Source organism: Sorangium sp. So ce836, from assembly GCF_028553905.1.
Taxonomy (GTDB): domain Bacteria; phylum Myxococcota_A; class Polyangia; order Polyangiales; family Polyangiaceae; genus Sorangium; species Sorangium cellulosum_D.
Genome location: NZ_CP102233.1, coordinates 6802781 through 6815677 on the forward strand (window position 1 = coordinate 6802781; position 12897 = coordinate 6815677).

The 12897-nt window shown below is 71.5% G+C and carries 11 protein-coding genes; 8 read left to right on the plus strand and 3 right to left on the minus strand.

Going from position 1 to position 12897, the window contains the following annotated elements; translation table 11 throughout:
- The first annotated feature begins 39 nt into the window (after positions 1-39).
- The gene (locus NQZ70_RS24755) at positions 40-960 is read left to right on the plus strand and encodes a transposase (RefSeq protein ID WP_129576390.1); all 921 of its coding nucleotides are present in this window, start codon (positions 40-42) and stop codon (positions 958-960) included.
- Positions 961-1390: 430 nt separating this feature from the next.
- Here the strand turns inward: NQZ70_RS24755 and sigJ are convergent, their stop codons facing one another.
- Together sigJ and NQZ70_RS24765 are read right to left on the minus strand one after the other, a co-directional pair.
- Positions 1391-2329: an RNA polymerase sigma factor SigJ gene (gene sigJ, locus NQZ70_RS24760; RefSeq protein WP_129576391.1), complete on the minus strand. Its 939-nt coding sequence runs from the start codon at positions 2327-2329 to the stop codon at positions 1391-1393.
- A 1-nt stretch (position 2330) separates the two neighbouring features.
- On the minus strand, positions 2331-2762 hold the full coding sequence (locus NQZ70_RS24765) for a carboxymuconolactone decarboxylase family protein (protein WP_237245578.1): 432 nt from the start codon (positions 2760-2762) through the stop codon (positions 2331-2333).
- Positions 2763-2979: 217 nt separating this feature from the next.
- Here NQZ70_RS24765 and NQZ70_RS24770 point away from each other — a divergent pair, with 217 nt between their 5' ends.
- The 5 genes from NQZ70_RS24770 to NQZ70_RS24790 are packed head-to-tail and all read left to right on the plus strand — an operon-like array spanning position 2980 to position 10161.
- Positions 2980-5373, plus strand: a complete 2394-nt coding sequence (locus tag NQZ70_RS24770; RefSeq protein ID WP_129576392.1) for a type VI secretion system Vgr family protein — start codon at positions 2980-2982, stop codon at positions 5371-5373.
- Between the two features lie 18 nt (positions 5374-5391).
- On the plus strand, positions 5392-8034 hold the full coding sequence (locus NQZ70_RS24775) for a DUF2169 domain-containing protein (RefSeq protein WP_129576393.1): 2643 nt from the start codon (positions 5392-5394) through the stop codon (positions 8032-8034).
- Positions 8021-9103, plus strand: a complete 1083-nt coding sequence (locus tag NQZ70_RS24780; protein WP_129576394.1) for a pentapeptide repeat-containing protein — start codon at positions 8021-8023, stop codon at positions 9101-9103. Before NQZ70_RS24775 ends, NQZ70_RS24780 begins: the two co-directional genes overlap by 14 nt.
- The gene (locus NQZ70_RS24785; protein WP_129576395.1) at positions 9096-9746 is read left to right on the plus strand and encodes a DUF3540 domain-containing protein; all 651 of its coding nucleotides are present in this window, start codon (positions 9096-9098) and stop codon (positions 9744-9746) included. Before NQZ70_RS24780 ends, NQZ70_RS24785 begins: the two co-directional genes overlap by 8 nt.
- A gap of 13 nt (positions 9747-9759) precedes the next feature.
- Positions 9760-10161 carry a DUF4150 domain-containing protein gene (locus tag NQZ70_RS24790; protein ID WP_129576396.1) on the plus strand — a complete coding sequence of 134 codons (402 nt, stop codon included), beginning with the start codon at positions 9760-9762 and terminating at the stop codon, positions 10159-10161.
- A gap of 22 nt (positions 10162-10183) precedes the next feature.
- Here NQZ70_RS24790 and NQZ70_RS24795 read toward each other — a convergent pair whose 3' ends face one another.
- On the minus strand, positions 10184-10669 hold the full coding sequence (locus tag NQZ70_RS24795) for a hypothetical protein (RefSeq protein ID WP_129576397.1): 486 nt from the start codon (positions 10667-10669) through the stop codon (positions 10184-10186).
- Positions 10670-10779: 110 nt separating this feature from the next.
- Between NQZ70_RS24795 and NQZ70_RS24800 the strand changes: the two genes are divergently transcribed.
- Complete coding sequence (locus NQZ70_RS24800) at positions 10780-12330, plus strand: Hsp70 family protein (RefSeq protein ID WP_129576398.1); 1551 nt, start codon at positions 10780-10782, stop codon at positions 12328-12330.
- Positions 12331-12547: 217 nt separating this feature from the next.
- Positions 12548-12862, plus strand: a complete 315-nt coding sequence (locus NQZ70_RS24805; protein WP_129576399.1) for an acyl carrier protein — start codon at positions 12548-12550, stop codon at positions 12860-12862.
- Positions 12863-12897: the final 35 nt, after the last annotated feature.

Sequence of the window (12897 nt, forward strand, 5' to 3'; positions counted from 1 at the left end):
AGCGACTCACGGCACCGCGCTTGCCTCTGCACTCCGACCATGAGCCAGCCTCGCGAGATCGCTGCCGGCGCAACCTACCTGGTCACCCGTCGCATCCTACGCCGTCATTTCCTGTTGCGCCCCGATGCGGCCATCAACCAGCTCTTGGTCTACGCCCTCGCAGTCTCAACCCGCCGCTACGGCGTCGAGGTTCACGCTCTTTGCGCAATGTCGACGCATCTGCACCTCGTGGTGACCGATGTACAGGGCGTACTGCCGCGCTTCTTGCAGTATTTTCACCGCCTCGTCGCTCTGGGGACGAAGGTGCTGCGCAAGTGGGAAGGTCCCGTATGGGACCACGAGGCCACGAGCGTGGTACGGCTGATGACGCCGGCGGCGGTGGTGGAAAAGATTGCTTACGTGCTCGCGAACCCAGTGGCCGCTGGTCTGGTCCGGCATGCGACGGAATGGCCGGGTGTCAAGGTGCATGTGGGTGAGCTCGGCTGTGGCGTGCTGCGCGCGACACGTCCCTCGGTGTATCTCGATCCGGCGAACCCGCAGTGGGTCGAGGAAGCGACGCTCCCGCTGGCGCTGCCGCCGGACATTGCGCCGGAGGAAGCGGAGAGCCTTCGCCGTCAGGTCGCTGCTGAGCTCGAGCGCCAAGAAGAGCTGGCGCATGCGGACGTGGAGCGGAGAGGGCTCCGCTTCTTGGGCGCCGAGCAAGTCACCAAGAACTCCCCCTATGAGCGAGCCACAAGCTCCGAGGACCTGCGCGGGCGCAATCCGACGTTCGCCGTCGGCCGTGACCAGGGCGACGCCTGGCGAACCGCTGCTGCCGCCGTACGTGCGTTTCGCGCGTCGTACCGTACTGCGCTCGAACGATGGCGTGCTGGCGTGCGCAGCGTTTTATTCCCGGTGGGCACGTGGTGGATGCGCACATTTCACGGCGCCTGCGTCAATGACGCGGTGCTCACGGGATAGCACCGCACGCGGAGCGAGAGAGCGAGACGGGTAGGAGGGGGACACCTCTCCGCACGGTCCTGGGAAACTGCGGGTGGCGGGGGCGGAGCGGGTGGCGGGTCCGCGATGCAGCATTCCGCGAATGGCTTCGCATGCGTCACGCCACGCCGAGCGCGCATGGCGCGGAGCCAGGCCGCCGAGTCTCTGCTTGACCGACCGCGACTGTTCCGTCGCCGGTCGAAGCACCCGGATTGATGGCTCAACCTGGGTCGATCGCGCCGGCGCCGGGAGTTTCGCCCGCGGGGTAACCCCGGTCGGGTGACGCGCACCAAGCTGGGTCGGGGCCGGATGAGGGTCAACCTGGGTCGGGTGGGGTGGGGTGCGGGTCAACCCGGGTCCGCGGGTTAACCCGGTGAGGCGGGTCAACCCAGGTCAGGTGACGCTGACGCCGTCACCCCGCGACCGCACCTCCGCCCCGCGCGACGCCTCCGCCCTCGCCCCGCGCGACGCCTCCGCCCTCGCCCAGGCGGGCCAGCTTGTCAGGATTGCGCACGATGTAGACGTTCGTCGCCGCGCCTTGCTCGTCGTAGGCGAACGACACGCAGGCCACGGCCGCGCCGTCCTTCCACAGAACGACGCCCCGGCCCCCGTTGATGTCCGTCGCCTCCCACGTGTAGTCGCCCCAGTACGCGTGGAGGGCGCGGCCGACGAACTCGAGCACCTCGGCCTTGCCCCGCACGACCTCGCGCACGGTCGGCACCTTGCCCCCCCCGTCGGCGCAGAGCTCGACCTCGTCCGAGAGCAGCGCCGACAGCTGCTCCGTGCCGCCGCTCGCCACGGCCGTCTGGAAGGCGGCGAGCAACTGCTCCTGCCGGTCCAGCGGGGTGGTGTGCCGCACCTTCGATTGCGCCACGTTGGCGCGCGCCCGCGACACCAGCTTGCGGCACGTGGTCTCCTGGAGACCGAGCGTCGCCGCGATCTCGGGATAGGACACGTCGAAGACCTCGTGGAGCAGGTACGCCGCTCGCTCCTTCGGGGTGAGGCGCTCGAGCACCAGCAGGAACGCCGTCTGGAGCGACGCCGCGAGCGACAGCCGCTCGCCGGGCTCGCCCTCGGTCGACGCGTGGATCGGCTCTGGCAGCCAGGCCCCCACGTAGTCGACACGCGCGTTTCGGGCGGCCCGCAGGAGATCGATGCACCGGCGCGTGCACAGGGTCGTGAGCCACGAGGCCGGGTTCTCGATCGCGCTCCTGTCGGCGCTCCGCCATTTCAGGTACGTGTCCTGCACCGCGTCCTCGGCCTCCGCGCGCGAGCCGAGGATGCGGTAAGCGAGGCCGAGGAGCATGGGCCTCGTGGCCTCGAACGCCGAGACGTCGTCCTCGTGCGCCATCTCAGTGCCTCGACACCTGGATGCGGTTCCACAGGTTGATCATGGCGACGGCGGAGGTCAGGACGCCGATCTCCTGCTCCGAGAAGTGCTCCCGCAGCCGCGTGCGCAAGGCCGCATAGTCGGTCCGCCGGTCGAGGACGGTCAGCGCTTCGGTCCAGGCGAGCGCGGCCCGCTCGCGCTCGCTGAAATCGCTGACGTGCTCCCACACGATTACCCGGTCCAGCCGCTCGTTCGTCTCGCCGTCCTGGCGCGCCTCCCGCGTGTGCATCTTCACGCAGAAGGCGCACTGGTTGATCTGCGACGCGCGCAGCTGCACGAGGTGGATGATCTTCCTGTCGAAGCCGTGCCTGCCCATCGCCTGGTGCACGCCGGCCAGCGCCTGCAGCACGTCCGGGATCTCCTGCTCATACTTCACAGCGGTTCTGTCGCTCACAGTGGTTCTCCTTGTCCTGGGCCCGCAAGCCCCTCCACCTGACGACGATCCAGCCCCCTGCCTGTGACGCCTGGCCGACGCCCGCGGTCATTCAGCAAATTTTGCTTTAACAGAATTAGCAAGCTTTGTGCCACATGGCGCGTCCTCTTCCGAGAACGATCCGGTCGGTGGTAGGTTCCGAGGCTCGGCGCCCTTCGCCGCGCGCCGCACACCGGGCATGAAAGACCTCATCTCCATCTCCTCGAGCGTGCTCCCCTCGTCCGCGCGCGTCGTCGGCTTCCGCGGCGTCGAGGCGATCTCGACCCCCTACGAGATCGAGATCTTCCTCGCCCTCCAGGACGCCGAGGGCGAGGGCTTCGACCTCGGCGACGCGATCGGCGGCAAGGCGGCGCTCGTCATCGATCGCGCGACGGATCTGCTCCCCCCCTTCGTGTTCGCCGGGCTCTTCGCCAGCGTGGAGCTGCTCCACGAGCTCGACGGCCGCGCGCTCGTCCGCGCCCTCCTCGTCCCGGAGATCTGGCAGCTCGGCCTCTCCAGGCACAGCCGCGTCTTCACCAAGATGACGCTGCCCGACGTCATCAAGGCGGTCCTCGAGGACAACGGGCTCAGCACGAACGAGTTCGAGCTCAGGCTCGGCAAGTACGAGGTCGAGGAGCACATCACGCAATACCGCGAGAGCGACCTCGACTTCCTCTCGCGGTGGATGGAGCGCGAAGGCATCTACTACTACTTCGAGCACCGCCCCGAAGGCGAGAAGCTCATCGTCTGCGACGGCAAATCGTACCCGGACGATCCGGTCGGCCAGCCGGTCCGCTACCACCCGCGGATCGGCCACGACCACAGCGCGGGGGCGTCGTTCCGCAGCTTCACCTGCAGGCACAAGACCCTCCCGGCCAAGATCAAGCTCAAGGACTACGACTACGCCCGACCCAACCTCGACGTCGCCGGCGCCGCGAGCGTCGCGCCGAACGGGGTCGGCGAGGTGAGCCTCTACGGCGAGCGCTTCTTCACGCCGGCCGCCGGCGCTCGCCTCGCCAGGATCCGCGCCGAGGAGATGCTCGCGCAGCAGGTGCTCTCCCACGCCTCGGGCACCCGGACGCACCTGCGGCCGGGATACACGTTCGAGCTCGAAGACCACCCGCGCGCCACGCTCAACGGCAAGCACCTCACCGTCGAGGCGCACCACCACGGCAACCAGGCCATGGGCGACCCGCTCTTCAAGGAGCTCGTCGACCTCGCGCACGACGAGGTCTACTTCGTCGAGATCGTCGCCATCCCGGCCACCACGCAGCTCCGGCCCCAGAGCCGCACGCCCTGGCCCCGCATCTACGGCTACGAGAACGGCGTCGTCGACGGCGAGGCGGACACCGAGTACGCGCAGCTCGACGACCAGGGCCGCTACAAGGTCAAGTTCAACTTCGACGAGAGCAACCTGAAGGGCGGCAAGGCCTCCACGCTCGTGCGGATGATGCAGCCCCACGGCGGCGGCATCGAGGGCTTCCACTTCCCGCTGCGCAAGGGGACCGAGGTGGTGCTCAGCTTCCTCGGCGGCGACCCCGACCGCCCCGTCATCTCGGGCGTCGTGCCCAACGCGCTCACGCCGAGCCCGGTCACCAGCGGAAACCACACGAAGAACGTCATCCAGACCGGAGGCCGCAACCGGATCGAGCTCGAGGACATGGCCGGCCAGCAGCGCGTCACCATGTCGACGCCCTACTCGAACACGTACCTGCGCATGGGCTCGCCGAACGAGGGCCACGAGCTCATCGCCAAGACCGACGACAACGCGCTCCTCGACTCCGGCAAGACCTTCGATCTCAACGTGGGCCTGCGCGGCGGCGGCTCCTGGAACATCACCGTCAAGGACAACTGGATCACCCACGTCCAGAGCGGGATCCACGAGCTCTACGTCGAGTCCGGCTCCTCGTACACCGAGGTCAAGGGCGACACGTGGCTCCACGTGACGAGCGGCAACCTCTTCACCGACGTCGACACGGGCACCCTGCAGACCACTGTCCAGGGTGACACCACGACGACGGTCAAGGCCGGCAGCTACAAGGTCCTCGTGACCGGCGGCGACGTCAAGGTGCAGACCGACGAGGGCATGGAGCTCAAGAGCGCCGGGCCGGCCGTCTTCCAGAGCGAGGCGTCGACCGTCGACGTGCTCGCCCACGGGGCGATGAACATCATCGCCGAGGGGCCGCTCACGACGCGGGGCGCGACCGAGACGGTCAACATCCTCGGCGCGTCGTTCAAGAACGTGAACGCCGACAAGACCGAGTTCACCCACGGCATCACCAAGGTCATCAACATCTCGGGCGACCTCAAGCTCAGCCTCGCCGCCTCGGCGAGCATCACCCTCGCCGCGCAGCTCGACCTCAAGGCGGGGCTCTTCATCAGCGGGGCCTTCTCGGGGAACTTCTCGTACACGAACGGCTGGAAGGCCGAGATCAACAAGGTCACCGATCTCCGGAAGGCAGCGATGAACATCCAGAAGGCCGACGTCGGCTTCATGTTCAGCGCGGGCACCACCTTCATGGTGCAGACGCCGACGATCGTCCTCATGAGCAACGCGCTCCTGTCCCGGTCCGCGATCCAGCTCATCAACTGACCCCCGGAGGCTCTCCCCGTGCGCACCCTCAAGCCCGCAGGCCTCCTGCCGATGATCCGGGTCCAGGCGATCGGCCTCCCCGGCCGGGGCTGCCTGTCGGTGACCGCCGCCTTCCAGCTCGGCGACGACGGCCCCAGCCTGCTCAACGACGCCGACCTCGCCAGGACCTTCGCCGAGGAAGGATCGAGCACGTTCGACCCGGGCCTGCCCAAGGTCAGCGGCGAGGTGCTCGTCGAGGGCTACGCCTTCTCGCCCGAGCCGGTGATCGCCCGGCAGGTCCGGGTCGCGCTCGGCCCGATCGACAAGCGCCTCTACGTGATCGGCGACCGCGTCTGGCAGACCACCGGCCCGTCGGAGCCGGTCCCCTTCCGGAAGATGCGGATCTCCTGGGCGAACGCGTTCGGCGGCGAGGGCGACCCGCGCAACCCCGCCGGCAAGGGGGCGAGGCCCGTGGCCGCGGGCGGCCAGGCGATCCACCCGCTGCCCAACGTCGAGTGGCCCGGGAAGCTCGTCACGTCGCCCGGCGACGCGCCGCCGCCGGCCGGCTTCGGGCCCGTCGACCTCACCTGGGAGCCCCGGATCGGGCGCGCCGGCACGTATGGCCAGCGCTGGCTGAAGGCGCGCTACCCCGAGCTCCCGGACGACTTCGACCCGCGCTTCTTCAGCATGGCGCCCGAGGATCAGTGGCTGCCCGGGTACTTCCGCGGCGACGAGGCGTTCGTCGTCGAGCACATGCACCCGGACCAGCCGCGGCTCGAGGGGTCGCTCCCCGGCCTGGCCGCGCGCGCGTTCGTCAGGACGCGGTCCGACGACCGGCTCGCCGACGTCCCGATGCACTGCGACACGGTCTGGCTGTTCCCGCATGTCGAGCGCGTCGCCCTGGTGTGGCGCGGCGTGTTCCCGGTCGCGACCGACGACGAGCTCGAGGTGACCGAGGTCCTCGTCGGCCTCGACCGGATCGGGCGCCCCGCCCCGCGCGAGCGCTACGAGGAGGTGCGAGAGAAGCGGCTCGACAAGCAGCGCGGGCCGCTCCACGCGCTGCGCGACCGCGACCTCTTGCCCGAGGGGCTCGCGGTGCTCAAGCCGAGCAGCGGCAAGGACGTGGCGCTCCTGCTCGAGCGCGAGGGGTCGCTCGAGGCGAACCTCGAGCGGCGGATCAAGCTCGAGCTCGAGCGCGCCCGGGAGCAGGTGCGCGCGCTCGGGGTCGACCCCGGCGCCGCGCTCCCCGAGGAGCCCCCGCTGGACGAGGCGATGGAGACCGGCGATCTCGCGGAGCTCATGGACGAGGTCGACCGGCGCACCGCCGCGATCCTGAAGGAGGCCGAGGCGCGGCGCGCGCAGGCGATGGACGAGCTCCGCGAGCAGTGCCGCGCCGCGGGGGTCGACGCGGACGCGGCGCTGGAGAGCGCGCGCCGGCGGTCGCTCGGGCCGCCGAAGTGGAGCGCCGAGCAGGAGCTCGCGACGCTCCGCGGCCTCCGGGAGCTGTCCGAGCGGACCGGGGTCGAGATGCCCGAGGAGGTGCACCGCAAGCTCGAGGACCCCGATCTCGCGGCGAAGCTCGCTGCCATCGAGGAGCAGCTCAAGGAGGCGTACCGGCAGTCGGTGCACCAGAACGAGCCGATGCCGCCGCTCGACGCCGAGGACGCGCGGCGCGCGCGCGAGGAGGTCGAGGCGGCGCTCCGGCGCGGCGAGAGCCTGGCCGGCCGGGATCTCTCCGGGATCGACCTGTCGGGGCTCGATTTCACGGGGGCCGATCTCTCCGAGGCGTTCCTCGAGGCAGCGCGCGTCGAGGCGTGCTGCTTCGACCGCGCGCGCCTCGACCGGGCGGTGCTCGCCCATGCGCGGGCGCGGGGCGCGCGGTTCAGGGGGGCGTCGCTCGCCGGCGCGAACCTCGGCGGCGCCGACCTCGCGGGGGTCGACTTCGCGGGCGCGGATCTCGGCCGGGCGGTGCTCGCGCGGGCGGCGCTGTCGGGCGCCGGGTTCGAGGGCGCCACGCTCGACGGGGCCGACCTCGGCGAGGCGCTCCTCGACGGGGCCGGCCTGCGCGGCTGCCGGGCCGAGCAGCTCCTCTTCTCGAAGGTCTCCCTGGCCGGCGCGGACCTCTCGGGCGCGACGCTCGTGAAGTGCGACTTCTTCGAGGTCGACTGCAGCCGAGCCGACTTCACCGGGGCGCGGCTCGACGCGTCGGCGTTCGTCGACGCGCAGGGCGACGGGGCGATCTTCCGCGGGGCGAGCCTCGTCAACCTGCGGGTCGTCAAGGCCGAGCGGGGGTCGAGCTTCGCGCGGGCCGACTTCCGCGACGCCGATCTGACGACCGCGAACCTGCGCGGCGCGAACCTCGCGGGCGCGCGCTTCGCCGGCGCCCTCCTGACCGCCGCCGACCTCAGCGAGACCGATCTGACCGGCGCGGAGCTCGCGGGGGTGCGCGCGGTGGGGGCGCGCTTCGAGCGGGCGAGCCTGACGGGCGCGGACGTGCGGGGCGCGGACCTGCGCGACGCGCTGCTCGGCCGGGCCGACGTGTCCGGCGCGAGCTTCGAGCAGGCGAGCCTCTTCCGCGCGGACGGCGCGAGGATGGTCGGGGACGCGCGCACGAGCTTCCGCGACGCGAACGTGAAGCACCTCCGCTACGTGCAGGAACGGGGCGACGATGGACAAAGCTGAGCTCGAGCGGCGCGTCCGCGAGGGGGAGCTGTTCGACGGCGAGGATCTCGGCGGGCTCGACCTGTCCGGGGCCGATCTCCGGGGCGCGTGCTTCGCGAACACCTCGTTCCGGAGCGCGAACCTCGCGGGCGCGACCCTGCGCGAGGCGACGCTGACCGCGTGCGACTTCGCGAACGCGGCGCTCGAGGGGGCGAAGCTGCGCCACACCGTCGCGCTGCGGAGCCGGTTCACGATGGCGAGGCTCGACCGCGCCGACCTGGGCGCGGCGACCTGGTCCGACTGCGACCTCACGGCGGCGTCGCTCGCCGGCGCGGAGCTCGTGCTCGCGACGCTCACGAAGGCGTGCCTCGACGAGGCGACGCTCGCGCAGGCCGACCTCGAGCGCGCCTCGCTCCTCGAGTGCACCCTGAAGGGCGCGGATCTCTCGGGCGCGAACCTCCGGCGGGCGGCGCTCTTCCGCGCCGATCTCGCGAGCGCCCGCCTCGTCGGGGCGCGCCTTCAGGCCGCGGTGCTCACCGAGGCGAACCTCGCCGGCCACGTGTTCGCGGGGGCCGACCTTTCCATGGCCCAGCTCATCGACGCGAACGTCGAGGGGTGCGATTTCGAGCGGGCGCGGCTCGTCCAGACGAACTTCAAGGGCGCGAACCTGAGGCGCGCCCGGATGGCCGGCGCCGAGGCGACGAACGCCCAGTTCGTCAAGGCGCGGCTCGACGAGGCCGATCTGCGCGCGGCGCGCCTGTTCCAGGCGCTCTTCGTGGAGGCGAGCGCGGCCGGGGCGCGCTTCGACGAGTGCGATCTCGCGCAGAGCATCTGGCACCGGGCGCAGTGCGCCGGCGCGGTGTTCCGGGGCAGCGATCTCACGTACGCCGATTTCTCGAACGCGATCCTGGACGGGGCGGATCTCTCGGGCGCGACGATGCTCCGGGCGCGCCTGCACCGGGTGAAGGACGCCGGCGCGATCTACCCCCTCCTGCGGGCCGGCGCGCTCGGCGACGACGCCGATCTCGCCGAGGCCGAGCTGTGGTGGGAGCGGCACAAGACGGTCTGGAAAGGAGACAGCGATGCATAGCGCGGCGCCCAAGCTGGAGGCGCGGGCGGTCTACCAGGAGTTCGGGGAGGTGATCTCGGCGGGCCCGGACGGCGTCCGCGTCCGCACGGCCCTGGCCGAGCTCGCGGCGCGGCGGGCCGTGGGCTGCCTCGTCGAGCCGCAGGCGGGCGATCGCGTGCTCGTCGCGACCGAGGAGGGCGGCGAGAGCTTCGTGCTGTCGGTCCTGGAGCGGCCCGCGCCGGCGCCCACGGTGCTCACGGCCGACGGGGATCTCGTCCTCCGGTCCCGCCGCGGCAAGGTCGGGATCGCCGCCCAGGAGGGGGTCGACCTCGCCTCGGGCGCCGCGGTGCGCGTGACGTCCTCCGCGCTCGAGATCGCCGCCCTGAGCGGGCGCGTCACGCTCGAGCGGATCGAGGTCTTCGGCGCCGCGGTGAAGGCGGAGCTCGGCAAGGTGAAGCTCGTCGCGTCGACCTTCGACGCGGTGCTCGACCGGCTCAGCCAGCGCGCCAAGCGCGTCTACCGCGCGGTCGAGGAGATCGACCAGGTCCGCGCGCGGCAGCTCGACTACGCGGCCGAGGGCAACGCGCAGATCCGCGGCGAGAACGCGCTCGTGACCGCGACCGACGTGGTCAAGATCAGCGCGGAGCAGGTCCACCTGAACTGAAGGAGGAGCGGCGATGTTTGTGAACACGCAGATGGGCGGCATGTCCATGGGTTTCCCGGACGTCTGCCTGACGCCGGCGCCGCCGGCGCCTGCGCCCGTGCCGGTGCCGTACCCGAACGTCGGCGTCGGTCCGATGGGCGTGTCGGCGGTCTACACGGTTCTCACGATGGGCGCCCCGACGCACAACCTCGGGACCACGATCCCGCTGTCGAACGGGGACAACGCGGGCGTCGCGACGGGCGTGGCCTCGGGGACGGTGATGGGGCCGGTCCGGCACGTGACCGGCTCGTTCTCGGTGCTGATCGGGGGCATGCCCGTCACCAAGCTGACGAGCGTGTCGCTCCAGAACAACACGAACTGCCCCGGCATGCGGATCGCCCCGAGCCAGCCGACGGTGCTCAGCCTCGGGCCCTGATCCGGCGCGCGGCGCCGCGCGATCAGGCGGCGATCACGACCGCCCGGGGCTTCGTCGGGTGCACCTTCACCGGCACGACGCGCCCGGGGGTCAGCATCATGAGCTCGGTGTGGGCGATCCATTCGATCGTGACCACGTAAGGCTCCCCGTCGCGCGGCAGGACGCGGAGGCGCAGCCGGCTGACGGGGTTGCCGTTGTACTGCTTCTTCGTGAAGTCGCGGCGCAGGACCTCCGCCTGGGCGGGGACGCCGTGGCGCATCACCCAGCGGTTCAGGAGCGAGCGCCGCAGATCGAGCGCGCCCGGGATCCCGAAGAGGAGCCCCATCGGGATCAGGATCAGCTCGATGGTCAGGCGCGGCGTCTTGCCGGGGAGATAGAAGAAAAGGAGCTGGATCAGGCCCACCGCGAGCAGGACGACGCCGATCGAGGTGCTGATCACGCCGCCGAGGAGCTGCGACTGCTTGCCCTGATCCGGCGGCGTCGGGAGGTTCAGGCCGGAGGGGTCCACGCGGGCAGTGTACTGGAAAAGCGCTTCCCCGACATTCCCGCGGGCCGCGTGCAGCGATCTGCACCGCGGGAGGCCGAGTGTGGCAGCATGCGGGCCGGAGGAGACCCGCCTTGCGACTCGGGATCGATTTTGGGACCACGCGGACCGTGGTCGCGTGCTGCGACCGGGGGAACTACCCCGTCATCAGCTTCCAGGACACGGCGGGGGACCCCGTGGATTTCTACCCCTCCGTGGCGGCCGAGCGCCGGGGGGAGCTCCGGTTCGGCTTCGACGCCCTCGCGGTCGCCTCGGACCCGGAGTGGACCGTGCTCCGCTCGTTCAAGCGCGTGCTCTCGGGCCCGCGCGCGTCGCCCGACTTCGAGGTCGAGATCGGCGGGACGAAGCTCCGGGTGCTCGATCTCCTCACCCTGTTCCTGCGGTCGCTCCGGGACGCGGTGCTGCACCGGTCGAACCGGCCCAAGAAGAAGGACGACGATGGGCGCCTCATCTGCGTCGTGGCGACCCCGGCGAACGCGCACGGGACGCAGCGCTTCGTGACGCTCGACGCCTTCCGCCGCGCCGGCTTCGAGGTCATCGCGCTCCTGAACGAGCCCTCGGCCGCCGGCTTCGAGTACACGCACCGCTACCGCAGCACCATCACGTCGAAGCGCGAGCACATCGTCGTGTACGACCTCGGGGGCGGCACGTTCGACGCCTCCCTGGTCCACATGACCGGGCGGAGCCACGACGCCGTGGCGACCGCGGGGCTGAACCACCTCGGCGGCGACGACTTCGACGCCGCGCTGAGCGAGATGGCGCTCGCCGCGGCCAAGATCGAGCGCGAGGCGCTGCCGGCGCGCGCGCTCGCGGCGCTCGCGGACCAGTGCCGCGAGGCGAAGGAGCGGCTCAACCCGAACTCCCGGCGGATCGTGATCGACCTGGAGGCGTGCCTCGGCGACCTCGCGCCCGCCCACGAGGTGACGATCTCGGCCTCCGACTTCTACGACCGGTGCGTGCCGCTCGTGGAGGCGACGATCACCGCGATGGATCCGGTGATCGCGCGCCTCGACGCCGGCGCGGGAGAGGCGCTCGCCGACATCGCGGGGATCTACGTCGTCGGCGGCGCGAGCTCGCTGCCCATCGTCGCGCGGACGCTGCGCGACCGCTTCGGGCGCCGCGTCCATCGCTCCCCCTACCCCTCGGCGGCGATCGCGATGGGGCTCGCCATCGCCGTCGACGAGGACGCGGGCTTCGAGCTGTCCGACCGGCTGTCGCGCCACTTCGGGGTGTTCCGGGAGAGCAGCGGCGGGGAGGAGGTGGTGTTCGACCCGATCTTCGACCGGGAGGCGCGCGTCCCGTCGAGCCACGAGGCGCCGGTGGTCTCGCGGCGCGTGTACCGGGCGGCGCACAACGTCGGCCGCTACCGGTTCGTCGAGTGCGCCGCGCTCGACCGGCTCGGCGTGCCCCACGGCGACATCACGGCGTTCAACGAGGTCGTGTTCCCCTTCGACCGGCGGCTCCGCGAGCGCGCCGCCGAGCTCGGCGCGGTGCCCGTGCAGCGCATGAGCGACGAGGGGCCGCTGATCGAGGAGCAGTACGCGATCACCTCGCACGGCATCGTCGAGGTGACGATCACCGACGTCGAGGCGGGCTACCAGCGCGTCTATCAAGTCGGCGCGTGAGCGCGCCGGCCGCGGGCCCGGATGCCTCCGCGCCGCTCCCGGCCGCGCGCGCCGCGCCCTCGCTGGACGGCAGCGTCGCGGACGCAGTCGCGCCGCGCGCGGCCGGGCGCGGCCGGCGGAGGCAGCCCGCGCTTGCGGCATCCTTCAGGCCGACCATACTCTGCGCTGTTTCCGGCGAGCGTGGCTTGCTGCGCTTGTCCTGCTGGGGGGCAGGATCATGCACAATCCCGAGACCGCGGCGCGGCGCGCCGAGGCCCGCGTGCGCGCGATCGTCGCGCGGCTGGTGAGGGCGGAGCACCCCGAGGCCTTGCCGGCCCATGCCGACCTGTTCACGACGATGGGCATCAGCCTGCCCGCGGCGCTGGTGCTGCTCGTCTCCCTGGAGGACGAGCTCGGCGTCTCGATCCCCGACGGCGCCTTCATCGAGGCCCGCACGGTGAACGCGCTCGTCGCGCTCGTGGCGGGCTTGATGGCTCCGCGCTGGCGGGGCGGCGCCTCGGGCGACGCGCCCCGGGCGATGATCGCCAGGTGAAGCGGCCTCGCCCGCGATCCTCCGGCGTCGCGCGC